Source organism: Bradyrhizobium sp. USDA 10063 (assembly GCF_054063735.1).
The window spans coordinates 3,998,630-4,025,443 of sequence record NZ_JBSSGP010000002.1; the positions used below are offsets into that span (position 1 = coordinate 3,998,630).

General features: G+C 62.8%; 26 protein-coding genes and 2 pseudogenes. 11 read left to right on the plus strand and 17 right to left on the minus strand.

Features of this window, described 5'->3' with window-relative positions:
* The first annotated feature begins 347 nt into the window (after positions 1–347).
* Entirely contained in the window at positions 348–749 is a 402-nt protein-coding gene (locus ACVJGD_RS20905; RefSeq protein WP_456636109.1) for a DoxX family protein, read from the plus strand.
* 149 nt (positions 750–898) lie between these two features.
* Here the strand turns inward: ACVJGD_RS20905 and ACVJGD_RS20910 are convergent, their stop codons facing one another.
* Positions 899–1,378 (minus strand): Lrp/AsnC family transcriptional regulator, encoded by a 480-nt coding sequence (locus tag ACVJGD_RS20910; protein WP_456636110.1) that lies wholly within the window; start codon positions 1,376–1,378, stop codon positions 899–901.
* Positions 1,379–1,646: 268 nt separating this feature from the next.
* Here ACVJGD_RS20910 and trxB point away from each other — a divergent pair, with 268 nt between their 5' ends.
* From trxB to ACVJGD_RS20925, 3 genes are all read left to right on the plus strand, one after another.
* Positions 1,647–2,612 (plus strand): thioredoxin-disulfide reductase, encoded by a 966-nt coding sequence (gene trxB, locus ACVJGD_RS20915; protein WP_456636111.1) that lies wholly within the window; start codon positions 1,647–1,649, stop codon positions 2,610–2,612.
* A 2-nt stretch (positions 2,613–2,614) separates the two neighbouring features.
* Positions 2,615–3,538 (plus strand): LysR family transcriptional regulator, encoded by a 924-nt coding sequence (locus tag ACVJGD_RS20920; RefSeq protein ID WP_456636112.1) that lies wholly within the window; start codon positions 2,615–2,617, stop codon positions 3,536–3,538.
* Positions 3,539–4,003: 465 nt separating this feature from the next.
* On the plus strand, positions 4,004–4,918 hold the full coding sequence (locus ACVJGD_RS20925) for a 4-hydroxy-tetrahydrodipicolinate synthase family protein (RefSeq protein WP_456636113.1): 915 nt from the start codon (positions 4,004–4,006) through the stop codon (positions 4,916–4,918).
* Between the two features lie 181 nt (positions 4,919–5,099).
* Here ACVJGD_RS20925 and ACVJGD_RS20930 read toward each other — a convergent pair whose 3' ends face one another.
* Positions 5,100–7,493, minus strand: a complete 2,394-nt coding sequence (locus ACVJGD_RS20930; RefSeq protein ID WP_456636114.1) for a heavy metal translocating P-type ATPase — start codon at positions 7,491–7,493, stop codon at positions 5,100–5,102.
* Between the two features lie 65 nt (positions 7,494–7,558).
* Between ACVJGD_RS20930 and ACVJGD_RS20935 the strand changes: the two genes are divergently transcribed.
* Together ACVJGD_RS20935 and ACVJGD_RS20940 are read left to right on the plus strand one after the other, a co-directional pair.
* Positions 7,559–7,834 (plus strand): metal-sensitive transcriptional regulator, encoded by a 276-nt coding sequence (locus ACVJGD_RS20935; RefSeq protein ID WP_456640323.1) that lies wholly within the window; start codon positions 7,559–7,561, stop codon positions 7,832–7,834.
* 303 nt (positions 7,835–8,137) lie between these two features.
* On the plus strand, positions 8,138–8,272 hold the full coding sequence (locus ACVJGD_RS20940) for a hypothetical protein (protein ID WP_456640598.1): 135 nt from the start codon (positions 8,138–8,140) through the stop codon (positions 8,270–8,272).
* 212 nt (positions 8,273–8,484) lie between these two features.
* Here ACVJGD_RS20940 and ACVJGD_RS20945 read toward each other — a convergent pair whose 3' ends face one another.
* The 3 genes from ACVJGD_RS20945 to ACVJGD_RS20955 form a co-directional block, all read right to left on the minus strand.
* On the minus strand, positions 8,485–9,165 hold the full coding sequence (locus ACVJGD_RS20945; protein ID WP_456636115.1) for an AAA family ATPase: 681 nt from the start codon (positions 9,163–9,165) through the stop codon (positions 8,485–8,487).
* 180 nt (positions 9,166–9,345) lie between these two features.
* Positions 9,346–9,639: a hypothetical protein gene (locus ACVJGD_RS20950; protein WP_456640324.1), complete on the minus strand. Its 294-nt coding sequence runs from the start codon at positions 9,637–9,639 to the stop codon at positions 9,346–9,348.
* Positions 9,640–9,795: 156 nt separating this feature from the next.
* A complete protein-coding gene (locus ACVJGD_RS20955) occupies positions 9,796–10,080 on the minus strand; it encodes a hypothetical protein (RefSeq protein ID WP_456636116.1) in 285 nt (94 codons plus the stop codon).
* A gap of 904 nt (positions 10,081–10,984) precedes the next feature.
* Between ACVJGD_RS20955 and ACVJGD_RS20960 the strand changes: the two genes are divergently transcribed.
* Positions 10,985–11,149, plus strand: a complete 165-nt coding sequence (locus ACVJGD_RS20960) for a hypothetical protein (RefSeq protein WP_456636117.1) — start codon at positions 10,985–10,987, stop codon at positions 11,147–11,149.
* A gap of 272 nt (positions 11,150–11,421) precedes the next feature.
* Here the strand turns inward: ACVJGD_RS20960 and ACVJGD_RS20965 are convergent, their stop codons facing one another.
* From ACVJGD_RS20965 to ACVJGD_RS20990, 6 genes are all read right to left on the minus strand, one after another.
* Positions 11,422–12,132 (minus strand): hypothetical protein, encoded by a 711-nt coding sequence (locus tag ACVJGD_RS20965; protein ID WP_456636118.1) that lies wholly within the window; start codon positions 12,130–12,132, stop codon positions 11,422–11,424.
* 297 nt (positions 12,133–12,429) lie between these two features.
* A complete protein-coding gene (locus ACVJGD_RS20970; protein ID WP_456636119.1) occupies positions 12,430–12,918 on the minus strand; it encodes a hypothetical protein in 489 nt (162 codons plus the stop codon).
* Entirely contained in the window at positions 12,912–13,355 is a 444-nt protein-coding gene (locus ACVJGD_RS20975) for a hypothetical protein (protein WP_456636120.1), read from the minus strand. The genes ACVJGD_RS20970 and ACVJGD_RS20975 overlap by 7 nt, the downstream gene beginning before the upstream one ends.
* 592 nt (positions 13,356–13,947) lie before the next feature.
* Positions 13,948–14,517, minus strand: coding sequence for a C-terminal helicase domain-containing protein (locus ACVJGD_RS20980; RefSeq protein WP_456636121.1), 570 nt, complete (start codon positions 14,515–14,517; stop codon positions 13,948–13,950).
* Between the two features lie 492 nt (positions 14,518–15,009).
* The gene (locus ACVJGD_RS20985) at positions 15,010–15,873 is read right to left on the minus strand and encodes an ImmA/IrrE family metallo-endopeptidase (protein ID WP_456636122.1); all 864 of its coding nucleotides are present in this window, start codon (positions 15,871–15,873) and stop codon (positions 15,010–15,012) included.
* Positions 15,874–15,884: 11 nt separating this feature from the next.
* Positions 15,885–16,256, minus strand: coding sequence for a helix-turn-helix domain-containing protein (locus tag ACVJGD_RS20990; RefSeq protein ID WP_456636123.1), 372 nt, complete (start codon positions 16,254–16,256; stop codon positions 15,885–15,887).
* A gap of 173 nt (positions 16,257–16,429) precedes the next feature.
* On the opposite strand from ACVJGD_RS20990, the gene ACVJGD_RS20995 reads away from it, so the two are divergent.
* The 4 genes and pseudogenes from ACVJGD_RS20995 to ACVJGD_RS21010 all read left to right on the plus strand — a co-directional run.
* A complete protein-coding gene (locus ACVJGD_RS20995) occupies positions 16,430–16,882 on the plus strand; it encodes a multiubiquitin domain-containing protein (RefSeq protein ID WP_456636124.1) in 453 nt (150 codons plus the stop codon).
* Positions 16,842–17,960 (plus strand): annotated as a pseudogene (locus ACVJGD_RS21000) (ThiF family adenylyltransferase); the annotation flags it as partial. The gene ACVJGD_RS20995 and the pseudogene ACVJGD_RS21000, both read left to right, overlap by 41 nt.
* 199 nt (positions 17,961–18,159) lie before the next feature.
* Positions 18,160–18,444: a DUF6527 family protein gene (locus tag ACVJGD_RS21005; RefSeq protein ID WP_456640325.1), complete on the plus strand. Its 285-nt coding sequence runs from the start codon at positions 18,160–18,162 to the stop codon at positions 18,442–18,444.
* A gap of 78 nt (positions 18,445–18,522) precedes the next feature.
* Positions 18,523–18,881, plus strand: a pseudogene (locus tag ACVJGD_RS21010) (ATP dependent DNA ligase); the annotation flags it as partial.
* Positions 18,882–18,889: 8 nt separating this feature from the next.
* On the opposite strand, the gene ACVJGD_RS21015 reads toward ACVJGD_RS21010, so the two are convergent.
* The 6 genes from ACVJGD_RS21015 to ACVJGD_RS21040 all read right to left on the minus strand — a co-directional run bounded on the left by ACVJGD_RS21015 (position 18,890) and on the right by ACVJGD_RS21040 (position 26,228).
* The gene (locus tag ACVJGD_RS21015) at positions 18,890–19,096 is read right to left on the minus strand and encodes a hypothetical protein (RefSeq protein WP_456636125.1); all 207 of its coding nucleotides are present in this window, start codon (positions 19,094–19,096) and stop codon (positions 18,890–18,892) included.
* A gap of 2 nt (positions 19,097–19,098) precedes the next feature.
* On the minus strand, positions 19,099–19,317 hold the full coding sequence (locus tag ACVJGD_RS21020) for a hypothetical protein (protein ID WP_456636126.1): 219 nt from the start codon (positions 19,315–19,317) through the stop codon (positions 19,099–19,101).
* 141 nt (positions 19,318–19,458) lie between these two features.
* The gene (locus tag ACVJGD_RS21025) at positions 19,459–20,634 is read right to left on the minus strand and encodes a Wadjet anti-phage system protein JetD domain-containing protein (RefSeq protein WP_456636127.1); all 1,176 of its coding nucleotides are present in this window, start codon (positions 20,632–20,634) and stop codon (positions 19,459–19,461) included.
* Positions 20,635–20,636: 2 nt separating this feature from the next.
* Entirely contained in the window at positions 20,637–24,074 is a 3,438-nt protein-coding gene (locus ACVJGD_RS21030; RefSeq protein WP_456636128.1) for an SbcC/MukB-like Walker B domain-containing protein, read from the minus strand.
* A complete protein-coding gene (locus tag ACVJGD_RS21035; RefSeq protein WP_456636129.1) occupies positions 24,071–24,709 on the minus strand; it encodes a DUF4194 domain-containing protein in 639 nt (212 codons plus the stop codon). Before ACVJGD_RS21035 ends, ACVJGD_RS21030 begins: the two co-directional genes overlap by 4 nt.
* Positions 24,702–26,228 (minus strand): Wadjet anti-phage system protein JetA family protein, encoded by a 1,527-nt coding sequence (locus tag ACVJGD_RS21040; RefSeq protein WP_456636130.1) that lies wholly within the window; start codon positions 26,226–26,228, stop codon positions 24,702–24,704. Before ACVJGD_RS21040 ends, ACVJGD_RS21035 begins: the two co-directional genes overlap by 8 nt.
* Positions 26,229–26,814 lie beyond the last annotated feature (586 nt).

A 26,814-nucleotide genomic window follows, 5' to 3' on the forward strand; every position in this document is an offset into this window, starting at 1 on the left:
CAGATTCTTGTTTGGCGTTCTTGACGCGAACCGATAGCCACCGCGCTCGGAAACGCGCCCTGGTTCACATCCCGTTAACAGGATTGTGAGTGGAACCGGCATCGCATTTCCCTCGTCGGCGAGGCCTGCATTTGATTATGTTACATAACTATCGTGAGGGGACACTCCGGTAGCGGCGCTGCATCTTTCGTTCGGCATTAGGAACTGTGCGGGCAGTTCTGCGTATCGAGGCTGACCGGATGTGCAGCGGCACGCTGTCGCGAGAGGAATCACCGGCAACGACGTACGAAATCATTCGCCGCGACAATGCGCTCACGCGGCAATCAACCATGAGGGGCTAAGATTACATGGACAAGGTTTTCTCGAAATGGCAGCCGCTCGCGCTCAGCCTGTTTCGCTTCATCACCGGACTTCTGCTGCTTCAGTACGGCGTCGCCAAGATCTTCAAGTATCCGGCGATGGAATATTTCGCCAATCCGCCGCCCCTGATCATGGTCGCCGGAGCGCTTGAGCTCGTGCTGGGTGCGCTGTTGATGATAGGCCTTTTCACTCGGCTGTCCGCCTTCATCCTGTCCGGCGAGATGGCCTTCGCCTATTTCCTCGGCCACATGTTCAAGAACCCGGCCGCGCCGGTCTTCCTGCCACTGCTCAACGGCGGCACCGCGGCGATCCTGTTCTGCTTCGCCTGCCTCTATCTCGCAACCTCCGGCGGCGGCCCCATCAGCATCGACGCAGCAAGGAAGAAGTAGCCTTCTTCCTCACCTCCCCTTGAAAAGGGGAGGTCGGTTTGCGCTGCAAGCGCAAATCGGGTGGGGATCAAGTCTCTCCACACGAACAGTGTGACTCGCGGCAGACCCCCATCCCGACCTTCCCCCTTTCAGGTGGAAGGAGAAGGATCTCACCCTCCCGCCTTCACATCCAGCGGCACGGCGGCTTCGTATTTCGAGTTATGCAACACCAGCGATGTCCTGACGTTGCGCACGTGAGGCGCGGCGGTGAGTTGGGTGACGAAGTTCTGGAACGTCGCCATGTCAGGGGCGACGCATTTCAGGATGAAGTCCACCTCGCCCGACAGCATCCAGCACTCCCGCACCAGCGGTTCCTTGCGCACGAAATCCTCGAACGCGCGCAGATCCGCATCCGCCTGGCTCGACAGGTGCACCGCGGCAAATACCGTCACGTCGAAGCCGAGCCGCTGCGGGTCGAGCAGCCCGCGGTAGCCCAGGATATAGCCGGCTTCCTCCAGCGCCCTGACGCGGCGCAGGCAGGGCGGCGGCGAAATGCCGACACGCTTGGCCAATTCCACATTTGTGATTCGGCCATCGGCCTGGATTTCGGCGAGAATTTTGAGGTCAATCTCGTCAAGGTTCTTAGACACGCGGGTCCGATTCCCAGGAGCTTGGAGAAGTTGGAGGTTCTGATGGCAACTCTCATAGCCCAGTCGGCTCGGCAGGCGCAATTTTATTGCGCGTGCAGTGCAGGATTTGCCGCGGTTCCGGGGAAAAATCGCTGATATGGATTGCAATTCTTGCATAGCTACCCAGATAGAATAAAGTTGGGCACGACTCTGGCGGCGCCGCCGCGATGCCTTTCCAGGCGCTTTCCGCACAGTCCTGACAAAATCTCCCTTGAGAAGGGATTCGCCTATGCCTGCTCCCATCCATGCCAAGGTCGTCATCATCGGGTCCGGTCCGGCCGGCTACACCGCGGCGATCTACGCAGCACGAGCGATGCTGGAGCCGGTACTGATCCAGGGCATCCAGCCGGGCGGGCAGCTCACCATCACCACCGATGTCGAGAATTACCCGGGCTTCGCCGACGTGATCCAGGGCCCCTGGCTCATGGAACAGATGGAAAAGCAGGCGGCGCATGTCGGCACCAAGATCGTCACCGATCTCGTGAGCAGGCTCGAGCTGTCGCAGCGGCCGTTCCGCCTGACCTGCGATAGCGGCGATGTCTATCTCGCCGAAACCGTCGTGCTCGCCACCGGCGCGCAGGCGCGCTGGCTCGGGCTGCCGTCGGAAGAGAAGTTCAAGGGTTTTGGCGTCTCGGCCTGTGCAACCTGCGATGGCTTCTTCTATCGCGGCAAGGAGGTCGTGGTGGTCGGCGGCGGCAACACCGCGGTCGAGGAAGCGCTGTTCCTCACCAACTTCGCCTCGCAGGTCACCGTGGTGCATCGCCGCGATCATTTCCGCGCCGAGCGCATCCTGCAGGATCGCCTGTTCAAGCATCCGAAGATCAAGGTGGTCTGGGACAGCGCCGTCGACGAGATCCGCGGCGCCGAGAACCCGACCAAAGTCACCCATGTACGCTTGAAGAACGTCAAGACCGGCGCACTGACCGAAGTGCCGGCCGACGGCGTCTTCATCGCCATCGGTCATGCGCCTGCGACAGACCTCGTCAAGGGCCAGATCAAACTCAAACCCTCCGGCTATGTCGAGGTGGCGCCGAATTCGACTGCGACCTCCGTGCCCGGGCTGTTTGCCGCCGGCGACGTGGCGGACGAAACCTATCGCCAGGCGGTGACGGCCGCCGGCCTCGGCTGCATGGCAGCGCTCGAGGCCGAACGCTTCCTGGCTTTGCGCGCGAGCGATCGCGCGGCGGCGGAATGATCATGGCTAGAACACGCGATGGATTTACGGACATGGACTGGGACAAGCTGAAGGTGTTTCACGCAGCGGCGGAAGCGGGCAGCTTCACGCATGCCGGCGAGCAGCTTGGCCTCTCGCAATCGGCGGTGTCGCGGCAAGTCAGCGCGCTGGAGCAGGAGCTTTCGGTCTCGCTGTTCCACCGCCACGCCCGCGGCCTGATCCTCACCGAGCAGGGCGACCTCCTGTTCCGCACCGCCCACGACGTCTTCATGCAGTTGCAGGCGGCGCGGGCAAAACTCACCGACAGCCGCGAGCGGCCGAGCGGCGATCTCAAGATCACGACGCCGCCCGCGCTCGGCATCAATTGGCTGATCCCGCGGCTCGACGAATTCACCGCGCTCTATCCGGACATCCGGATCTCGCTGATCGTCACCGACGAGGATCTCGATCTCTCGATGCGCGAAGCCGACGTCGCGATCCGCACCCGCAAGCCGACGCAGCCGGACCTGATCCAGCGCAAGCTGTTCTCGATCGGCTTCCACGCCTATTGCTCGCCGGAATACATCAAGCGCTTCGGCACGCCGCGCACGCTCGACGACCTCGACTCGCACCGCATCATCATGCTCGGCGACTCCCAGGTTCCGACCCATCTGCAGAACCGAAGCTGGCTGATCGATGCCGGCCGCAACGGTTCGGGTCCGCGCGAGCCCTACTTCAAGGTCAACAACATCCTGGGGTTGGTACGCGCCTGCCAGCAGGGCCTCGGCATCGCAGCGCTGCCGGATTATCTGGTCGAGGAAGACAGCCGCCTGGTGCAGCTCTTCGGCGAGTCCGACTCGATCCAGCTCGACACCTACTTCGTCTATCCGGAAGAGCTGAAGACGGTGGCGCGGGTGCAGGTCTTCCGCGACTTCGTGGTCAGCAAGGCGCAGCGCTGGCCTTCGTAGTCGGCCGCATTTCATAGAGGCCCCGGACTCCGCATGTCTGACATGCGGCTCGGATGGTTGCTGCATGGCGCCGATGAGGATCATAGTGCTCGTGCGCTGAGCGGTCGCGCTACGCTTATGTCCCCCTCCTCCAGTGGTGCGGAAGCTCAGTAATCCCTCTTGGAAGGTGATTGTGTCGGCCTCACGTGGCCAATACCTTAAGCCGGGCTCGATCGAGCCCGGCTTCTTTTCGCCTTCTGCCCGCTAACATGCATTGACAACCTCCGGCTGTCCCAGCAGTATCGCAACATGATCACGAATTCGTGCGCAGTTCTGTCGTCGAAAAAAGCTCCCCATGCGGGGAGCCGAGATCGACGCGCGCGATAGAGTTAAATCGACCGAACCGATCCCGAAGACCCCGCCGCCTGGACGGGGTTTTTTGTTGGTCCCGTCTCCGGCGTTTCACGCACCTTAAGGAGAAGGACCATGACTGATCTATCCGACCCATTGCAGGGCCTGTGGCTGCCCCTCGTCACGCCGTTTCGCGACGGCAGGCTCGACGAGCCATCGCTGCGCCGTCTGGTGCGGCACTACGCGAGCGGCCCGGTCGACGGGTTGATCCTGGGCGCCACATCGGGCGAAGGCATGTCGCTCGATATGAGCGAGCTCGAACGGCTGGTCGCGCTGGTACGGGCGGAGATCAACGATATCAGGCGCTATGTGCCGATCTGTCTCGGCCTCTCCGGTGCCAGCACCGCCAAGCTCAAGGATGTGCTGGACGAGACGGCGGCCTGGCCGATCGACTTCTACCTGATCGCAAGCCCCTATTACGTCAGGCCGTCGCAGCGCGGCCTGCTGCAGCATTTCACCGCGCTGGCCGATCACGCCTCGTGGCCGCTCCTGATCTACAACATCCCCTACCGGACAGCGGTCAACGTCACCAACGAGACGCTGCTCGAGCTCGCAGAGCATCCGAACATCGTCGGCATGAAGGATTGCTGCGCCGACCGCGCGCAATCGATCGACTTCCTCAAGCGCCGCCCTGCCGGCTTCCGCGTGCTGACCGGCGAGGATGCGCAAGTTTTCGACGCGCTCAGCGACGGGGCCGACGGCGCGATCCTGTTGTCGGCGCATGTCGAGACGGACGCCTTCGCCTCGGTACGGACGCTGCTGAGGCAGGGCAAGCGCGATGCGGCAGCGGCAGCGTGGCAAGGCATCGCCGACCTGACGCGCCTGTTGTTCGTCGAGCCCAGCCCGGCGCCGGCCAAGCATTGGCTGTGGCGCACGGGCCTGATCGACAGCGCGGAGGTGCGGCTGCCGATGGTGGGGGTGAGCGCGGCGCTTGCGGCGAGGCTGGATGCTGAGATCGAGCGGCGGGCATCGGCGCTGGCAAGCGTGTAGAGCACAATGAGATGAGCTCAAATTGCTTCCGCGATGGACGCTGCACTCCCTCTCCCGCTTGCGGGGGAGGGCCGGGGTGGGGGTGCTTCCGCGATGGGACTTTCCGTGGGGAGAGAGCCCTCACCCGGCGCTGCGCGCCGACCTCTCCCGCAAGCGGGAGAGGTGAAGGAAAGTCGCTGCTTCAATCCAGCTTCACCCTCGCCAGCCGCAGCGCGTTGCCGATGACGCTGACGGAGGACAGCGCCATCGCGGCGGCGGCGATGATCGGGGACAGCAGGATGCCGAACACCGGATAGAGCACGCCGGCCGCGATCGGCACGCCGGCGGCGTTGTAGACGAAGGCGAACATCAGGTTCTGGCGGATGTTGCGCATGGTCGCGACCGACAATCGCCGTGCCCGCACCAGGCCACGGAGATCGCCGGTGAGCAGCGTCACGCCGGCGCTCTCGATCGCGACGTCGGTGCCGCCGCCCATGGCAACGCCGACATCGGCGGCAGCCAGCGCCGGCGCGTCGTTGACGCCGTCGCCGACCATCGCGACGATACGGCCCTCGCCACGCAGCCGCTGCACCACCTCGCTCTTGCGGTCCGGCAGCACGCCGGCCTCGACCTCATCGATGCCGAGGCGCTTCGCCACCGCGCGCGCGGTGGTCGCATTGTCGCCGGTCAGCATCACGACGCGCAGGCCATCGCCGCGCAGCGCCGCCAGCGCGTCCCTGGCCGACGGCTTGATCGGATCGGCGATCGCGATCACGCCGGCCACCCGCCCGTCGACCGCGACATAGATCGCGGTCGCGCCGTCCTGCCGCGCGGTTTCCGCGGCCGCATCGAGCGTGCTGGTTGCTATCTTCAGTTCGCCCATCAGCATGGCATTGCCGAGCGCGACCTGTTTGCCTTCGATCGCGCCCGTCGCCCCCTTGCCGGACGGAGAGGTGAAGCCGCTGACTTCGGCGAGCGCAAGCTCGCGCTCCTTGGCGGCGTTCAGGATCGCCAGTGCCAGCGGATGCTCGCTGCCCCGCTCGACGCTTGCCGCAAGACGCAGCAGTTCGGTCTCGTCAAACTCCGTTGAAGCGATCACACCAACCACCTTCGGCTTGCCCTCGGTGAGCGTGCCGGTCTTGTCGAGCACCAGCGTATCGATGCTCTCCATCCGCTCCAGCGCCTCGGCGTTGCGGATCAGGATGCCGGAATGCGCGCCGCGTCCGACGCCGACCATGATCGACATCGGCGTGGCGAGCCCGAGCGCGCAGGGACAGGCGATGATCAGAACGGTGACGGCCGCGACCAGGCCGAAGGTGAAGCGCGGCTCCGGCCCGAACGCCGCCCAGGCGGCGAAGGCCAGCACCGCGACCACGATCACCGCGGGCACGAACCAGCCGGCGACCCGATCGGCCAATCGCTGGATCGGCGCGCGCGAGCGCTGCGCCTTCGCGACCATGTCGACGATCCGCGCCAGCATGGTGTCGCGCCCGATCTTTTCGGCCTGCATGACAAAGCCGCCGCTCTGATTGACGGTGCCGCCGATCACCCGGTCGCCCTCGTTCTTGGAGACCGGCATCGACTCGCCGGTGACCATGGATTCGTCGAGCACTGCATGGCCTTCGGTGACAATGCCGTCGACCGGCACCTTCTCGCCCGGACGCACGCGCAGGCGATCGCCGACCGCGATCGCCTCGATCGCGACGTCTTCATCGCCATGCTCGGTGATGCGCCGCGCCGTCTTCGGCGCCAGCCCGAGCAGCGCGCGGATCGCGCCCGAGGTCTGCGCGCGCGCCCGCAATTCGAGCACCTGCCCGAGCAGCACCAATACCGTGATCACGGCGGCCGCCTCGAAATAGACCGCGACCTGGCCGTGCATGTCGCGGAAGGCCGGCGGGAACAGGTTCGGAAACAGCGTGCCGACCACGCTGTAGACATAGGCCACGCCGACGCCCATCGCGATCAGCGTGAACATGTTGAGGTTGCGCGTCACGACCGACTGCCAGCCGCGCACGAAGAACGGCCAACCGGCCCACAGCACCACCGGCGTCGCCAGCACGAACGAGATCCAGTTCGCCCAACCCATCGGCACCAGTTCTAAGCCGCCGACATGGCCGGCCATCTCGATCGCGAATACCGGCGACGTCAGCACCAGCGCGATCCAGAACCGGCGCGTCATGTCGACGAGCTCCGGATCGGGCTTGTCGTCGAGCGTCACCTCCTCCGGCTCGAGCGCCATGCCGCAGATCGGGCAGGAGCCCGGCCCGAGCTGCCTCACTTCCGGATGCATCGGGCAGGTGTAGATCGTGCCGGCCGGCAGCGCCGGCTCGCTCTCGCGGGGTTTTAGGAATTTCTCAGGTTCGGCCGCAAACCGTTCGCGGCAGCGCGCGCTGCAGAAGAAGTAATCGTCGCCCTTGTAGCTGAAGCGATGCTTTGCCGTCGCCGGATCGACCTTCATGCCGCAGACCGGATCTGTCGCGAGCGCGCCGTTGTCGTCCGCTGCACCGTGCTTGCCGCCGCAGCAGCCAGCCGCCGGTGTGCCGTGATGATGATGCGCGTGCCCCTCATGCGCGTGATCGTGACCTGCCTCTACCATGGCAAACTCTTCCCGGCCGAACTCCGGCCCTTGAACCTGATACCCTATGGGGGTATATGAGCCCTATGCGTGACGAGATCAAGAGTTCCTGTCTAAAACGGCTGAAACGGATCGAAGGCCAGATCCGCGGCCTCGCCAAGATGGTCGAGGACGATCGCTATTGTATCGACGTGGTGACCCAGATCGGCGCTGCGCGCGCGGCGCTGCGGCGGGTCGAGGAGGAAGTCCTGCGCGACCATGTCGCCCATTGCGTCGAGCACGCGATCTCCTCCGGCGACAAGGCCGACCAGCGCCAAAAGATTGCCGAGTTGATGGACGTGATCGGCCGCGCCGATCGGTGATGCTCTCGCTTCCCCTCGAACAGCGTCAAGCGCGGCGGACCCCCATCCCAGCCTTCCCCCTTTCAGGGGGAAGGAGCGCAGCGGGTAAACGGCTGCGTGGTCACCTCCCCTTGAAAAGGGGAGGTCGGTTTGCGCGTCAGCGCAAGCCGGGTGGGGATCAGCTCTCTCCACACGCGCAAGAAGAGGCCGCCGCGCCGTGGTTAATCCGCGGTAGCGCCTGCGGTCAAATCCGAGCGAAATTGCGAGCGGGAACTTAAAACCATTCGCGTATCGATCGCCCCGCCAAAGAATATGGGGCGCATCGTGCACAAAGAATTTGATCCAATTTCAGACCATCAAGGATTTACGACCGGCGACATCCTCTGGGCGCTCGGCATCTGGTCGGTGATCCTCACCCTCTCGCCGGTGATCATCCTCTACATGCTGATGGTGGCGTGAGCGTCATCACGCACTCCGTCATTCCGGGGCGCGCGCAGCGCGAGCCCGGAATCCATTTATCCGCAGATTGCGCGGAGCAATGGATTCTCGGCTCATCGCTTCGCGATGCCCCGGAATGACGGGGAGCATTGGCGCTGGCCACGAACAGCCACCCACCAACAAAAACGCGCGGAGGGCCGCGCGTTTTTGTCAGTCTGGAGCGCCTGTCGTGATCAGGCCGCCTGCTTGTGCATCGCGCCGCTTGCCGATGCCGCGCCGCGGATCGCCTTGATCGAACGTTCGATCGCGGCCCACAGCCGGCCGACCTCGGCGGCGGCGCGCCCCTCTGCATCATATTCGCGGGCGCCTTCACCATGGCTCAAAGCCATCAGGAGATCGGCGCGGTTGGTGATCTGTCCGCTCCACACCGGTGCACGGAATTTCGCCAGAGACTCGCGCGCGATCGTGACGATCGGGCTTTCGGCACCATCGCGCTGGGCCGGCGCGCCGTTGATCACGACCGCGTAGGGCTTGCGCGATGAACGGCAGTTCTGGATCGTTTCCTGCACCGCGTTGACGTCGAACACGCCAGGCCGCGCCGGAATGATCACCATGGTCGCATTCTTGATGGCGTCGTCGACGACGGCCGACAGGTTCGGCGGCGTGTCGATGAACACCCACTCGATTCCGTCGCGCTTGGCTGCGGCGACGATGCCGCTCACGGAATTGACCGCGGTCTTGATCGGCGGTTCGTTGGTGCCGCGCAGCTTGTGCCACAGCGTCAGCGAGCCCTGCGGATCGGCGTCGATCAGCAGACAGGGCTTGGTCGATTTGTGTACATGGGCAGCCAGGTGAGCAGCCAGGGTGCTTTTGCCCGAGCCCCCCTTACGCGAAGCAAAAACAATCACGTTCATTACGTTGGCCTCCAGATTGACCCCAGACCACGAAAATGAATCAGCGTGGTGATTCGCGAAAGCACAAATTTGCGAACAATGCGGCGTGAGCCGCAAATTGCCGGAAAATGTTGTTGTTTGAGTCACACCCTGCGGCGCACACAACCGGCAATAGAAGCCGATGCGGGTTTTTTCGGCGGATTACGGCACGTTTTTGGCGCGCTGACGCTCGGTCCACTTGCGCTCAACCCACCCGAGAGTCCGTGCGGTCGGCTTTTGTAACACTGGCACGTCCTGTGCGAACAAAAGGAGTCCAAGCGGCAGCATCCAGAGCCCGAGCACCGGCAGGAAGCTGAAGACGCCGCCGAACATCAGGAGAATGGCAAGCGGCATCCGCGCATAACGCGACGACGGCCTGCGCAGCCACGCGACGAACCTGGCGGGCCGCGTCGGCAGCTTGCCTTCGAGCCAGGCAAAGTGCCGGTCTATTTCCATCTTGTAATGTTCGCTCACCGGATTCTCCTCGCGCGAGAAGATGTTGACGAGCGAAGCCGCCGCAAGGCGTCAGTCTGTCGCGCGCACAGGACTTGAAACGGCGCCCGCGCGATTCGTGCCGGAGAATCGCGCTGCTTCGCGGTTCGCGATGGCGCTTTAATTTTCGGGTCTGGCGCGCCGCCTGCGTTCGCGTCGTTCCTCCGGGTCAGGACCGAAGAACACGCGGCATGGCGGCGAGAGCTGCGCCTTGTTGCGGATCATGCAGGCGGTGATCATATCGACGTCCGGAATGAACGCACTGCAGAGTCGCATCGCATCGGGCGAGCAAGCCTGCTGCTGCTCGGGCGTGTAAGCAGCGCTGGGTCGCGGCCACATCGCGAGCATCACCGTCGCGGCCAACAGCAAACCGAACCTGAAATAAGTGGAGCCGACAATCGTCATTGTTCCTCTCGCGTCGCGTCGCGGGAAGTGTCGGTGAAGGTCGTGGCCTTGGCAAGGCGACGCGGAGGGAACATCACAGCCAAAGCGCATCGACCTCCCTCCGACGGCAATGATGACTTCATGCGTGATACCGTTGGGCGGCGGCACTGCTGCCCGCCAGCTTTCGCCTTGATAAACCTACTTTTTTGCGCGCTCACGACATCACGTCGTGCAGGAATTTATATTCCGTACAGCCCTCGGGGCGGTGGTGTTGCGGCGGCGCTGCAGGCGGCACGAAAAAAGCTCGGAACACTCACTTTGCCGGCATCGTATGGCGCAATTGGTGCGCGATGCAGCGAGGCAGGCTTTCTGGCTGGCGTTGCATCGCGTGATCCGCGGCATTGATCTAAGTCAACATGCACTTCTTGCCGTCCTTGCCTATGGGCGCGTGGCCTTGGCACCAGCCTGGGCGAGCTGAGGGCTTTCCGGATTATCGCCAGGCCCGCCTCGAACGGAGCGAGACCGCATCACGCTGCAACCAACGTCTTCAAGGAGGCAAACTATGCTGGGTACGCGGACATTGTTGGCGGTCGCTATTCTTCCATTCCTTGCAGCCGCATCATGGGCACAAACAGCAAAACCAATGGATAGGACCCAAGCCATACGCGCTGAATGCTTCAGGCAGGCCAATGAGGCGGCAAGAGCCCAAGTGGGCATGGCTTCTGCCAATCCCGCCGCTGCGGCCGAAGGGAACTCTGTCGGGGCGAATGCCTATTACTCCTGCATTCGCAAAAACGGCCTCCGGCGGTAAGCACGCCCTCGGCGAGGATCGCTCTCCCCTGCATTCTGGTGGCGCCGCCGCTGTCCTCGGGATGCGGCGGCTCGCTGCTTCGCGTCTGATCGCGTGGTGGGCGGATAACTTCAAATGAGCTTCGCGACCAACACCGTAGAGCTGTGCATGCTCTTCACGCACATCCTCGGACATGGCTTTGTGCGCGAATCGTCGCCGGCCTTCTCGGCTCAATGCGATCGTGCGCAATGCCATTTGTCGCGCTTTCGTGAGGCGCAACGGCATCAGGCTTATCAGTAAGCTGGTTATCCGCCCCAGGTAAGAGCGAGTCGTCTAGACTCAATAAAACCGGGCTTTTTTGAATCCGCGGTGAGTCGGATTTCGCAATAACAGCGAGTCGAAACCGCGGGCTTTCAGGATAACAGCGAGTCGATGTACTTCGATCTACCTCTAAGCCATTCTACTATCTATGTTTATTGGCGCGTCTTACGTTGGCTCTTCGTGGTACCATCACTACGTGATGGCACCTGCGGCTGGGACCCAGCCTACCGGTTTGTTTGCCGAGGCCTGCCTTATTCGGCTTCAGCAGATGAGGAGCCATCACCGGCGTTGACCGGACCTGCCGCGCGCGGACTCGCGCTCATGATCGTGTCGTACGATACCGGACTCCACTTTCTGGTCTCGCGGTCGAATTCCACGAACTGCCCACCGTGCACGGAAAATATCCGAAATTGCGGAAAGCAAGCGAAGGCGGCGTCTCGGTCGACTTCTCCCTCGCCGCCGGTGAAATGCCTGACGAGGATCGGGCCGAAGGCGAATATTCCGACCGTGCGGTAGCCGCGAACGAGCCACTCGTTGCTGGTTCTGCGCTCGTCGATACTCCGTGCGCAGCTTTCCGAGGTAGGAGTGTAGCCGCCCGATATGATTTCGCCGGTTGACGGGTTGAACGAGGTGCCGTCGTCGTTGGCCCCAACGGTGACAACGGAGTCGTTCGAAGGGATATCGACAATGATGCCGATGCTGCCACCGGCATTCGCGTCCGCAGGGTGCATGTCGGGATGCTGATATGGCCCGACATCGCCGGCCATGATCGTGCTGAAGGAGAGCGGGACGTCGGCCAGACCGGCCGCCTGCCGAAGGTCGTCAGGAAAGACTAGGCCGGGGTGGTTGCTCATCAGCGTCGAGAAATGGACCAGCAGTGCCTGGCGCTCCCGGAGGAAAGACCGGATTGAGAAGTCGGTCTGGCTGGGCGGCGTGGTTTCGGTGGTGTCTTGAGTGTTCATGGGTATCCTTCTTGGGACCGTTGATATCGTCCTCAGGTTCCGGTCAGGCCTTGGGAAGGACCCCAGGAATTGGGGATCGTTGTATTTAGAAATCGGCAGACTTTGCCCGGGGGATTCCGGCGCCAAAGCCGAGAATATTTTTGCGTTCCTGGCAGACCTCTTGGCGCCCGGACAAGGTCCGCCTTCCTAATGGAAATCGCGATCTTAACCCTCGAGGACCCGGCCCGAAGTTCCTAGGACGCGAGGCTTCCGGACGAGCAACACGGTGGTCGCCCGGAAGATTTGCTCACTACGCCATCATGAGCCGGGGCGGACCTGATTTCTCCCGTAGCTGAGATCCCTCAGGACTCCCGCCGGCATCCGAACGTTGCCCACGGACGTGACCATCAGCGGCAACAGGTCGATCAGCAGCGGCAATCCGGTGATACCGAACGACTTCAGGCGGACCTCTTCCTCGGCCTGGCGATGCCGATCCTCCCACGGTGCGGTGGCATCTTCCCAGAACCACATTTCGTCCTGGTGCTTGATCCAGTCTGTCGATGGGACCTGCTGCGGCCGCTGTCCGTCGCGCAGGCGCCAGAGTGGAGCGTAATCTCGCGAGAACAGGACCTTGCTGCCGTCCGACTCCGTCCAGGCGCCGTAGACGAAGTAAAGCCGGTGCGGCAGAAACGGCGGCAGCGGATCGCGAGGAATGGAGATCTCCTCGCGCGTGCAGATCCCACAGCGATTATCGGTGATGATCTGCACCGGGGAATCGCGCTCACGGCCGAAGTCGGCCGTCAGCATGGCAAGGCGCCGGGGTCCGGCGAAGCTCCCGCGGAAACGAACGGTGGTCCCCGCCATTCCAGAAGCGGGCCAATCGCCGGTCGCCTTCCAGCACTGCAGGCGGATCGCGAACTGATCCTCGATGGTGCCGGGTCACCGGTCAGTCTGGACGCCAACAGGACGTACAGCGCCTCCCCGGCCGTGATGTCGAGAGCCCGGGCGAGCTTCAACGTCAGGTCGGCGCTGCGGCTGCGGAAGTCCCCGCGGGAAAGGTCTTGGTCGAGCGGCACCGGCGGCTGGGCGGAGTGGGCAAACTCCAGTTCGTGCCAGTCGCGATAGCCGAGCACCGTAGCGAGGCCGTTCTGAACCTTCGACAGCGGTAGGCGATCTCCGAGCAGCCGGGCAACGCGTTTCGCGGCCTTTTTGGGTCGGTCGAGATTGGGATAATGGAAGCGCATGACAGTCCTCATCGCGGGCGCGCGATATGGCGAGACAGGTCCACTTGGCTCAAGGCGCCCTAGAAAAGGATGTCCATTGAGAGTTAGTTGCGATTAGTCTGTCCTGCCCCGAAGGCTTCGCCAATGTGGACGGCCCGGCTGGACAAGCCGGTACCCGGACAGAATGGATGACGGACGCCGATTGTCAAGGATCGGTCCAGGCGAAACGCTCGGGCATCGCACGCGCCTCCATCCGCAATGGTTGGGACCGGCCGCTCATAACGGCCTAGGTGCAGATTCGGATTCTTGTGCGGACACCCAAAGGTTGTTTCCTGTACGGACAACGAAAGAACGACTCGATTTCGCTTTAAGAACGACTCGATTGCTCCCTTAAGACGGACTCGATTTCCCATCCTGCTGACACAACTTAGGATTTTGCCTCGATTTTTACGCCGCTTTCTTTAACGCCGAAAAACCGAGGGGGTCTGTTCGCACTCGCGTAGCTTTTCGCCGGAAAATCGGCAGCCGAAAGCGAAGCTCCAAGAAGACCTCTGAGCGCCTGCTAGATCGCGGGCTGATCGAAAAGTTGGAGAAGGTCCACTTCGGCGATGGTTTACCTTCGCTTCTTACCGCTAGGCCGCGGAAGCACGCCGTCGAGCTCGCGTAGCCTGTAGGAATCCTCGTCCCATTGTTTTCGTTCCGGAGTCGGCGCCGACAGCTGCTCGTCATCGAACCGCTGACCGAAGCGCTTGATGCGCCCGATGCGCTGCTCCAGGCGCGAAGGATTCCAGGGTAGGTCGATGTTGATCAGGGTGCCCAGGGTCTGGAGGTTCAGGCCTTCGCAAGCCGCATCGGTCGCCACCACCAGGCGGATCGTTCGATCCTTCACGGCCTTTTTGATCTGCTCACGCTCGACGCTCTTCCACTCGCCGCTGATGTACATGCCGGACTTGCCGGCGCCGGCGTACACCGCGATCGGCTCGTCCGGGATCCGCTGCGTCAGCGCCTCGCCCACCCACTTGCCCTTCGGAAGCCAAGGATCTGGACGTTCCAGGAGGTAGTACAGGACGGCATCGAGCTTGGCGTCCGTCAGATGCGGCGAGAGGACGTCGATGATTGCTTGGAGCTGGCGGACCTCTTCGTCCACGAAATCCAGGTTCTCGTCGCCGAGCTCGAGTTCCATCTCCTCGTCGTCCAGAGCGCGGCCGGAGAGCAGCTTCTCGGCGGTGGCCAGGCCGCTGCGTTGCGCCGCGTATGTCTGGACCGGAAGAGTACCATCCCTCCTGCGCGACTTTGATGGTTAGAACTAGCCGTCCATAACAGTCTGGGTGCAGGTTCGGATCCTGCCGGGCCCACCATGGTCCAAATCATGTGTACGGACAACGAAAGAACGACTCGATTTCGCTTTAAGAACGACTCGATTTCGCTTTAAGAACGACTCGATTGCTCCCTTAAGACGGACTCGATTTCCCATCCTGCTGACACAACTTACGATTTTGCCTCGATTTTTACGCCGCTTTCTTTAACGCCGAAAAACCGAGGGGGGTCTGTTCGCACTCGCGCAGCTTTTCGCCGGAAAATCGGCAGCCGAAAGCGAAGCTCCAAGAAGACCTCTGAGCGCCTGCTAGACCGCGGGCTGATCGAAAAGTTGGAGAAGGTCCACTTCGGCGATGGTTTACCTTCGCTTCTTACCGCTAGGCCACGGAAGCACGCCGTCGAGCTCGCGTAGCCGGTAGGAATCCTCGTCCCATTGTTTTCGTTCCGGAGTCGGCGCCGACAGCTGCTCGTCATCGAACCACAGCAGTGTCAGTGTCTGGTCCCAATGTCCCAAATGCAGCGCATCTTCGAAGAGCGCTCCATCCCGCGCAATATCCTCGAACCATGAATCCGGATCGGCGTCCTCGACGCCCGACGGCGCTTCGCCGGCGCGAACACGGGCGCTGTAGGAGTCCGTCGGCAGAGGCGAGCCTGGCCTGATCCACCCCTTCGCTTCGCGGAGCCGGGCAGAGCGGGCGCTGTACCGGACCTTGCCTCCCTCGGAGACGACGAAGGCACACAGTTCGCGAGAAAAGGTCGCGAAACGCGAGCCAGTGGAGATCACGGACGCGTCGAACTCGTCCGCCAAGCTGCTGATCGCCGAGATCGAGATGTCGGCGCCGTCGACGCGCGGCTTGAACAGCTGATACGGCAGGAGCAGCTCGGCCGCAAAAACATCGCAAGCGATCTCGCCTGGGGGACGGCGCGAATAGCTCCAGCTCGGCGTCGCATGATCGGAATTAATCTCAAGGACGACGTGGGCCACCTCATGACAAACGCTGAACCGCTGGCGCCTCCCGTTATGGGCGCAATTCACACAAATGCGGTACTTGCCCCTCTTGTCGCGGAAGGACCAGGCGTCCTCGTTCTCCTCCAACGCCTCTTTGAGCACTTCCCCGCCGATCTGCGAGGCGTAGGCATCGACCGAAACCGGCAGGGCCAACGGTCCACAACGCCTGATGAACTCACGCGCCTTTATAGCGATACTGAGTTCATCGATCATCGCTTGCCTTCCTATTTCATGAATTTGCGGATGCGGGCGAGCGACGTAGCGTAGTCGGGGCGCGCGCCGCGGTTCACGGTCGTCGTCAGCATGTGAAATTCTTCGAAGTCGATGTCTGGATCGCCCCGCACGAATTCGATCAGCTTGACGTCGATATTGGCGTGGTTGACGAGGAAGCGAAGTATCTCCGCGTCGCGCTCGGGCGGCGTCAGCGCCGATATCAGCTTGCCGACCACTTCGTCCGAGGGAGCCTCTTTCGTGCCGGTCTCGAGGCGATAAATGTAGGCGTGGTCGACGCGGCTGCGCTCAGCGACCTCCCGCAAGCTCATGCCGCGGCGGTCCCGCAGATCCCTCAACCAGATCCCAAGCGCCGTTTCCGGCATCCGTCCTCCCGACAAAATCTTGCCACAATCATACTGTTGTCTGGCTGGACAACACGCCCTTACCCGCTGCGCGGACTGGGCGTTTTTAAGAGCCCGGGTGTTGTCTGGCTGGACACCAGCTATACAGCCCCGAGCGCGGAATGCAAGCGCCGAAAGGCAGGAAAGGCACTGGAATGTCTGTCGAAGTCGTCGCGCATTTGGTGCGCATCCATATCAACCGCGAGCCCTACGACTCGCCGAACGCCACGACTGGCGAAGCCCTCTACGGGCTCGCGCAGATCCCTCCCCATGAGCGGCTGTACCGGGAGGTCAATGGGGACAAGGAAGACAAGCCGATCCCCCGGGACGCCGAGACCATTCACCTGAAGGAAAACGCGCACTTCTACAGCCAGAAGGTGTTCGAGATCTTCGTCAACACCGACGAGCACGAGATCGAGCAGAAGCACATCTCGTACGCCCAGGTTGTCGAGCTCTATCTCGGCAGCGGCGGCAGCCCGTCGAACGAATACCTCGTGAAGTATTCCCACGGCCCCGCGGAGAACCCGAGCGGCACTTTGGCTCCTGGACAGAAGGTTACTGTGAAAGATGGCATGCGCTTTAGAGTTGCCGGAACTGGCGAGTCATAATCCGTTCGTCCAGGATCTCGAGGAGCTCGGCTACGAGCTTGGCTTCGTGGGCGGCTACTTCGTCATCTACGGCTTGCCCCATCTGGACGATCAGGGCGCGCTTCAGCATGGCGATTGGGCCAGCCCGCTGGACCTGAATAACGCCGTGATCGACCCGCCGTCCGATCATCAGGCATGGTGGCGAGGTACCAGACCGTTCGACCAGGAAGGGCGCCAGATCAGACTAGGCGGGGGACCGAATCCTGTGACGATCGCTCCGGATCTCGTCGCCAATCAATCGTTCTCGTTCAAGCTGCAGGAAAACGGCGAGAACCGCCCCTATCGCTCGTTCGAAGAGAAGGTGCAGACCTATCTCGACGCGATCACCGCCCCCGCGCTCGCCGCCTATCCGGACGCGACGCCCCTGCGCGGCATCGCCGTAAAGGCGGCGGCGCAAGGCAGCCCCCTGCGTTTCCCGGACACGATGTCCTCAAGGTACCATATGAACGACATCTCCTCCCTGCTTCGCGGAAAGTGCGTGGCGATCATCGGCCTCGGCGGTACAGGATCCTACATCCTGGATTTCATCGCGAGGACGCATCTCGATCGCATCGCGCTGTTCGACGATGACAAGGTGCACGTCCACACGATCTTCCGGATACCGGGCTTCGTTCCCCGCGCCATCGGCGAGCTCAAGGTGAACGCGCTGGCCCGACAGTACGGAAACTGGCATGCGGGATTGGAGCCGGTGCCGGAACGCATCGCCGCCGCCAACATCGAACGGCTGAGCGCCTTCGACTTCGTCTTCGTGTCCGTCGACGACGGACCGGCCCGCCTCCTGATCGTCGATTGGCTCAGCTCGCGCGGCATTCCGTACGTCGATTGCGGCATGGGACTCGATCGATCCCTCGTCGGCCTGAGCGGATTCGTCCGCGTGACCGGCACCGACCGCAAGGCCTTCGACGACAACGTCGGAACCGCGCGGCTGCCGACGGAGAACGCAAAGGCCAACGAATACCGCAAGCAGGCGCAGATCACCGAGCTGAACGCTCTCAACGCCGTCATGGCCGTGATCAGGTTCAAGCAGCACTTCAAACTGCTCGAACGCCTCGACGAGGCAACCTGCAGCATCTTCGACACCGCCACGCTGGAGGTCGACAAGCAAGATGACCGCGATGCGCTTCACTTACCAAGCTGTCGAGCGCTTGCCGAAGCAGCTTGCGGAGGGCGTGCTATATCACTCCGAGGAGTTCGAGGTGGCTGCCCTTTCCTGCGCGTGCGGCTGCGGGCATCGGGTCATGCTGCTGGTGCCCGACAGCCACCAGGTGTTTGCTCAGAACGGCACTCCTACCGTCCTGCCCTCGATTTCGGTCTGCGATGCGCCTTGCAAATCGCACTACATCATCGCGGGCGGCAAGGTCGAATGGCTGCCTGCGTTCTCGGCGGCTCAGGCGTCAACCGTCATGCGCAATCAGATCGCGCGTCATGTCGTTCACGACGAGCGGCACCGGCCGTGGATCAGCCGAATCTGGATTGCGATCTCGCGTGCTTTCGTCAAGCTCAGGTCGGCGCTGCCCATATAGCACCGCGCAGTGGTCGACCAGCGTTAGCCCGGCCTTGGGACAGCTTCTTCCCGCTTGGCCTGGCTGCGCAAGCCTGGATACGCGAGCGGCCGGGGCAACAATTGGGTGAAGAAGACCTGCGCGCAACGGGAGACCTTGACCATAGCCGGCTTCGCCCTGGAAGACGGCAAATGGGACGGCATCTATCTCGGGCGACACAAGGGTGCCGACCTGGTCTATGCCGGAAAGGTAGACTATGGCTTCGACAAGGCCACTACCGCCGCCCTGCAGAAGCGGCTGAAGCCGTTGATCCGCAAGTCGCAGCCCTACGCAAAGCGCATCGCGCGCAAGGGCATCTGGGTCGAGCCGAAGCTCACAGCAGAGATCGAGTACCGGGCCAAGTCAGCCGAAGGAAGGTCCGGCACCCGTTTTTCAAGGGACTGCGGGAGGACCTCTGAGGAGCCAATCACGCAGGTCGTTCGTGCGCCACGCCAGATGCCACGGACCGATCGGCAAGGCCACCCTGCAACACGTCCAGCAGCCGCTGCTCGCGCTCGATCCGCCTTTGATAGAGCTGGCGCTCTTTCTCGGTTCTGGCGTTCGCCAGCAGCAGTCGATAGTGTCCAATGACCTCTTCGCTGCCGCGCATAAGGAGGTCGCGAAGGTCGCTCATTGCTAGGCCCCTGCCCCTGCGGGATCTGATGGACCTTGTGTCACCGTAAACGCGACTGGGAAGGACGTGGCGGGAATGGATTCGAGGGAAGACTTCTCCTCGGCGAGGCGGCGTTCGATGAACTGACGTTCGAGCTCCGACAGCTTGGTGCGAAGCAGTCGCCGGTAGCGATGGATGTTGTTGCGGTGCGCGCGAATGCGGGCCAGTTCTTCATCGAGCATCGTCGTCACTCCTGACGGTCGTCGCAATCCTTCATTGAGATGGCCGGAAGAGCTTTCCCGGCGAGAAAATATTCAGGCGCGGATCACTGTCAAGATCCCTCTTGCCGCACATGTGAGTCCTTGAGGCAGGCCCAAGTTTCTCTAGTTGGAGAGAGGCACGGGCAAGACGGGATCGAGTTCCTCCTGCTCGAGCGTCTTGGCATCTTCCCTCGCCAGGTACCCTGCCAGGGTCGCAATCCCTGAGTCCGGCGCACATCGCGCCGGCGCGGACTTTTTAGGCGGCAGCTCGCCAGATCGTTCGGCGATCTCGACGCTCATCAGATGAGGACGAACGGGGCGACCGATGGCGCGTTCGATCGTATGGAAGATCCAAGTGCCGTCAGGATCGATGTCCGACCAATGGAAAAGCGGCGTGCCCTCGGATACCATTCCCGCGATCGTCCGCAGCGCTTGTTGGGTGGAGAGCGAAGGATAGCCGCCTACGTACATCGTCGTTCCGAGTCGACCGGGATCCGCCTCGGCGATGTGTCTGTTGAAGCTTGCGAAGTTCTCGATCGTCAGGATGTAGGCGGGCGGCGCGCGAAAACGGATGCGATCCGCCTCCTTGGGCGTGATTCCGAGATAGTGGGGAGCGGCCCGCGACAGATCGGCCGCGTCGAGGTCGATCCGGCCCGCGATCAGGAGCGGCGGGGCGAACCGCTCCAGCCCGATGGTCCGAAGTGCCTCTCGAGGGCGGGCGGCTGGCGGAAACTCGAGGATCCCGCTGAGAAGCCGCACAACGACGCCTTCTATGTGTTCGAGCGTCTTGCTGTAGCCCACCGTCCTACGCGAAAACGTCTTATAGTCTACGTCGAGATGCTTGTTGTCCAGGATGGCCTGGGCAAGAGCGAAACCGTCACGAAGCTTGTCGGCATCGGACGAGGCGAAGCCATGCCAGCTCTTCCCTCTCCCCCAAGCGTCGGTGATCGAAGGGATAGCCTTGTCCAGGCGTTCATCCAAAGTGAGGCCGGCGACCAGACGCGCGCCGGCGTCTTGCGCGAGCTGTCCTGCGGGAACGCGATCTAGATGACCATAGAGCGCATCGGCCGCGCGGAGCCTCACGTGGGCGATCTGATCCCGTCTGGCCCCCCTTCCCATTCCGAGACTGACGGCGCCGACCTCGCCGGCACGCGCGATTTGCTTCAGGAAGGTGTCGGCGGCCACCACGGAAGGAAATGCGTCGTAGTCCGGATGCGCGATGGGGCTCACGACCCCGCCTTCGTAGCGGTCCAGCAGATCGTTCAGCAGTTCGTTCGCGTCAGTGAAGCGCCGTGCCATGGCTACTCGGCCGCGAGACGCGTGGCGAGCTCATCTTCGGACATCAGGTCCGGGTCGATCGCCATCAGTTCGCGCTTCGCCCTCTCCTTCAGCGCGACTACCGTTGCTCTCGACTGCTCGCCGATGCGATCCACTTCCACGATCGTGTCCATGTGCTCCAGCACCGCGACGCGCTTCTCGAACGGTGCCGCGATCACGAATTGCAGGCCGAGATTCTTATAGAAGCTCATCATCTGCCGTTGGTTCTTGCCGTCCATCTTCGAGAAAGCCTCGTCGAACATGGCAAGCGCGAAGCCCGAAGGCTTTCCGGCACGGCGCTCCGCGCTGCCGTAGACGGCCGCGAGCGACGCGCCGATGGCCACGTAGATCGGAACCTGCTGTTCGGCGCCGGATCCGGTGCCGCGCCGCTGCTCCCAGCGGCTCGAACGTCCGGTCGCGACGTCCTCCATATGGATTTCGAAGGTGTAGAAGTTTCGGTAGTCCTCGAATTGGGTGAAGTCCTTCTCCGGATCCTCGAGCAGCGCCTCGAGCGCCAAGATCGTGTCCTTGTGCGGAAAGTCGTCGGGAACGTCGCCGCGGAACAGCATGTCCAACGCCTCCGGAGACGTCTTGCCGATCTCGATGATCTTCAGGATAGGCTGGAATTCCACCACCTGGGTCCGGTGGAACGAATAACGCTCGTTGTGGAAGGGATGGGCCTGGAGACTGCGTGTCAGCGACTGCAGATCCCGCTCCATTTTACCGATCCGAGAGGTCAACGCGTTGATGAACTCCCCGCGCAACAGCGTGGCGGCTTTCTCGGCCGCTTCACGGGCCTGCCGTTCGTACTGGCGCAACTCGTTCGACTCGATGTCGTCGATCAACTGCGTCATCCAGGGCTTCACCTCCTGGAGAGGCTCGCTTTCGATCCCGACCTGGGAACTGACGCCGAACTCCCCGAAATACATCTCCAGCGCCTCGCGTACCTCCCTCTCGATCTCTCTGCGCCTGTCGTTCGCCTCCCCGACGTCCTTGAGAGATTTCTCCGCGATGACGCGATGACGTTCGACCTCGTTCTTGTGTGGGCGGGCGTCGAGGCGCGCCCGGTGCACGGGGCGGCCTTTCGCCACGGAGTAGAGCGACAGATTCTTGGCGAAGAGGGACCAGGCGATCTTCAGGTTGAGCTGGGAGCCAGGTACGTTTTCGCCGTCGCTCAATCTGCTTTGCGCCGTCCTCACCTCCCCGTCGTGCCTGTTGAAGGCATTCTGCTGGACTTTGCGCTCCGAGAGCCTCGTCTGCTTGAGTTGTTGCTGGGCCTGCTTTTTGTCCCGAAGGCCGCCGTCGCCGGCGCTGTCGAGAGCCGCAAGCCTGGCCTGGGCATCCGCCGCATCGGCTTGAGCCACGGCAAACGCCGCGGCTGCGGCCTTCAGGTCGTCGGAAGGCACATCGCAAAGGGTCTTCAGCGCCATGAATGCACTATCGGCGATTTGAGCTTCCTTTTCTGCCTGCGCCAGCGAGTCCGCCAGATCTTCGGCTCGTTCCTGCAGGGCGCGGAGCGCGCTCGCCTGCGCCGCCTTCCCGATCTTGTACTGCGAGGGGTCGATCGACCGATGCGTCCGGACGAGACCGTCGTCGTAAAGGCCGTCCTTCATGATGGCGCGGCCCGGCCTATTGAACTGGTCCAACGTGTCCGCAAGCCGTACCGAGCCGTATCGGCGCATGATAAACGAAAGCGCATCTGGATCCTGCGTCCGGAAGATCGAGGGGAACGTTCCCCGCTCGGGCTTCGCCCTGAACTGTTCCAGCTTGTTGAGGCTCACAAGGGACGTACGGCGGAACTCGCGTCGCCCTTCCTTGAAAATTCCCGTGGCCGTCCCGATCTGCGACCGGTCGACGAACACCGCATCGCGGTCGCGGCCAAGCAGCGCCTCGGCTGCTCCTGCCCATTCACGTTCGGCGACTTCGATCAGTTCGCAAAGCACGCGCGGCGCCATTCCCTTCTGCCGGAGCCGTTGGCAAAGGAGTTTCGTATCATCCTCCAGATGGGCTCCAGGTCCCCCAGATGCATGCTGCCGGATCCGCTCGATGAGCTCGTTCCGCTCTTTGCGCAGCTTCGACACCTCTGCGATGATCGCTTGGCGCGCCACGTCGACCTCGGCGAGCCGCTGCGCGCCCAAGCCTATCACGGCGGCTTCGGCGGCCGAGACTTCTTCAGAAACCGAGTTGACGGAGCCCGTACTTGTAGCGGCAATGAGCCTCTCGACGGCGGGAATGAGATCGTCGAACCCGTGTCCCGCCATCGCGCACAGCGGCTGCAATCGCCGGATCGTCTCGAGCCGCGCGCCGAAATCGGACGCCGCGCGTTGCGCGGATTGCTCGGCTACCGAGGCGCTCTGCTGCAACGACTTCCTGCCGGTCTTGGCATCGTGCTGCGCGATGGCCTCGGTCAGTCGCTCGATCTCGTCGTCGATCGCCCTGATGTCGTCGTCCAGGAACTTTAGCTCGCCAGTGGCAGCGTCGCGCTGGGCCGTCGCGAGCCGCAGCCTGCTCCTGAATTCGCGGTTGGCGGCCCGCGCCGCGAGCCATTCCGCGCGCTTGGCGATCCACTGTTCGCGGAAAATGATCTCGAATGTCGCCTCCAGGTTTGCGAGAATCGCCCTGAGTTGCTTGAGCGCCTCCAGTTTCAGGCGCATCTTCCGGATGGTATCGCTGATGTTGCGGTAGGTCTGGATCGACTCGCGCAGCTCCTTGATCCCGATCGGACTGTCTTCGAGGATGTAGTTCCGTACGAACTGGGTGGCCGTCTGATTGTGCTCGAGCGTCATGGCGTTGACGATCGACTTCTGCAGCGCGCTCGCGTTCTGCTCGCCCCACGGCGAGTGCGGCAGGAGATGCCGCATGTACTCGCGGACGTAGTCGCCCGCCCGGTCGCGGTGATTGACGAAATTCGCCTCGCCGACCGCCGCGACTATCCTGGCGCGCACGTCCTCCCATTGCGCGGGGAACTGTGACTTCCCCTTCTCTTCGATGAAATCCTTGGACTTCAGGATCGCTCCGACAGCGACGAACAGCGCCAGCACGGTCTCCCGGGTGTCCGATTTTCGGGCCTCCAGAGCCATGCCGATCGTGACTGGCGGTCGCTCTCCGTCCGTGTCTTCGAAGCCGAGCGCGATGTAGGTCCGCGCCTCGTCGCGCCGCCGCTGGTCCTCTCCAAGAGTTCCAAGGCAGTAGTCGACGACGCTGCGCTTCGAGGCGCTCCGGGATTTTCCGCTGTCCCCGGCGACGGCGTTCAGGCGCAGGAAGCGGCGGCTGCCGCCCGTGAGAACGACCTGCGCCATGTCCAGGATCGTCGATTTGCCGGAGCGGTTTTCGCCGAGCACGCCGACGTGACCGGCCACTTCGATGTCGGCCACATCGAAGAGATGCCAGTTCACCATCGTGAGGTAGCGCAGCTCCATCATGACTCTCCTCCGGCGCTGCGCGGGAAACGGGCCTCCTCACTCCGGACGTAGCGTTCGAGACGCTGGAGGGCGTCACCACCGCTGATCAGCTTGATCATTGGCCGGATCCTGACTTCCCAATCCTGCTGCTCGTCGTCGAACTCGCCGATCTCGACCAGATTTCGCTGGGCGACTTCGCGCAGAATGTCGCGGAAACGCGCCGCCGAGATCGCCCCTCCCCCGCTGTGCTGCGCCATCTCCCGGTAGCGGTCGAAGAGATCGTTCAAGGTCGCCACGACCACCGCGCGATCCTCGACCGCGCCGATGTTGACCTCCTGCTGCCAATATGCCGCCAGGACCAGGACCACGATGGTTTCGTCGAGCTTCATCCGGGGCAGCGGCACGTCCTCGTCCATGGCGACGATGCCGGCCCACTGCGCCTCCGGATCGCGATGGACGCGATATCCGCAACTGTCGAAGAAGCCGTCGATCACATCGCGGAAGCGGCCGTCCATGATCGTGTTGAACACGGTACCGGTTCGTGGGTCTCCGGCGAAGACGAACTGCCGGCGCAGCAGGAAGTGCAGCGCCTTGCGCAGATCGGATGCCTTTTCGGCGCCGGCGGAGTTCTCGATGTTCTCGAATTCGCTAAGCATGGGCCGTCCTGCCCTTCCGGAGCGGGCCCGATCGCCGGACCACGAAGTTGGCACACCGGAGCCAGTCGCTGTCGTGCGGCGGCGTATCTGGAGACGGCTCGAGTTCGAATCCGGCGGCGATCTGCACCGGCACCTCGCCGGTCAGCGCGTAGCGGCGGGCGCAATCGAACGCGAGAAAGTCGTCGACGGTGTCGATCTCCATGAACCGGGCTTCCTTGGTCGCGTAGGGAGGCACCTGCCCTTCAAGGAAGCGTCTCACGTCCTCAGGGTGCGGCGCGATGCGCGCGATGTATTCGAGACGCAGCTTCTTGCGCAGTTCGTACAGCGGATCCGAAGGCGGCCCGGCGAGCGGCCTGGCCTCGACGGGGCGGCGCGGCTGCCTGGTCGGCGCCTGGTGATGCTCCGACCAGGGTGAGCGCAGCGGCTCGACGCTCCACTCGACCGTCGCCGTGTCGTGCCTGCCGTCGCGCAGCAGGGCATCCAGGCGGCGCACGAGGTCGCCGGCTCGTCCGACGAGCCCTTGGGCTCCGCGCTCGGCATATTTGATCGTGTTGCGGACCCGCGCCTCGAGCTGCCTGCGGAAGGTCTCGATCCGCTCGAACATCTCACCGATCTGCTCGAAGATGTTTTCGATCGCCAACAGATCGTCCGTGGCGGCCGCTCGCCCGTCTTCGACATCGGGCGCCATACTGGCCGCCACGTATTCCTCGGCGAGCACCTGCATGGTCTCAGGGGTATAGGAGATCCGTCGTGCGAGGTCGACGATGGCGTCGCGGAACCGGTACGGATGGTTGACGGTCAGGATGGACTCGAAGTCCTTCAGCAAGAGCTGGTCCACGAACTCTTCGAAGAAGGCCTCAAGGCGAGTGCCCACGGTCTTTGATTCCATGACCGTCCGGCGGATGCGCTTAAGGTCGGCGAGAATGGCTCGCAGGCTCTTGGTGAACTGGTCGGCCTGGTTACGCGCCTCGCGGACGGCGAGTGCGGCTTCGCGCTGCTTCCGGTCTGTGATCTCGGGCGTCAGCTTTTCGACCGCCTCGAGATTGAGACGGATCTGCACGATCAGTCCGCCGAAGCGTTGCGAGAGATCCTTGTTGAGACTTGCCAGCCGTTGAATGACCAGGAGCGGACCCATCGCCATGTCGACGGTAACCCGCAGGCCGTATTCCTCCTCTTCGAGCCATCCCCAGGCGAGCAGCCGTGCGTAGAGCTGCCGCGCCAGGCCAAGCGCTTTGTCGCCCTTCTCGGAGGCGAGCGCGACATCCGCCTTCCGGATGCGGCGGCGGCCCGCCGAGATCATTTCCGGCAAGGCGCCGAAGTCGTCGCCGTCGCTCCACAACGCAGGATTCGCTCGCATGACATCGTAGATGGCGTGAACGACCTGTTGGGGCGTCGGAAACGCCGGCGCGCCCGAAAAGAAGCGCTCATGGAGATCCAGCAGGCAAGCCGCGTACAGGTGCTTGTGATCGCGCGAAAAGGCCAGAAAGGCGTCGTCATGCAAATGGCGGAACAAGGACAATGGATGCTGCTCCTTGGATCGGCTTCATCTCAAAGGATTCAGCAAATCGGGCTCTAAAGTCATGATTTGACGGCGGTATTTCAATCGAGGGTGAGTTCAGAATGGTGCAACCAGAGGAATATAGTTCTTACTATGTTCTGATATAGCTGTCGAGGCTCCGAAAGTGTCAGTCGGAGACGATGGGCGGCAGCGAGGAGATCTAATCTAACGATCAAGTGGCAATTCCGCCCCCCCGGCCCACTGTGCGATACGGCCCAGTTGGAACGGGCAGCGTGATCGTCGGCGGAATCGGCCCCCAGGAGGCCCGAGGGGCCAAATCCTTCCTTGGGGTGGAAGGGCCGCGCCGTCGGTTGGTAATATATTAGTTGCAGGGTGCTCACCGCTTCTGTCAAGAAACGCGCAGTGCCCAGCAATTCGCCCGGATTTCTATTGTGGGTCCGTTCGATCTGTAAGGACGAGATTTGTCAAGGTACGGTGCTGGCAAGCGCATCGAGCTTCAGGCAATCGCCTGTCGTCACATACTGCCGGAGCGCCTCCTGAGAAACTGCCGATCCGCCTGTCCTGAAGACGTCGCGTCAATTGTCGT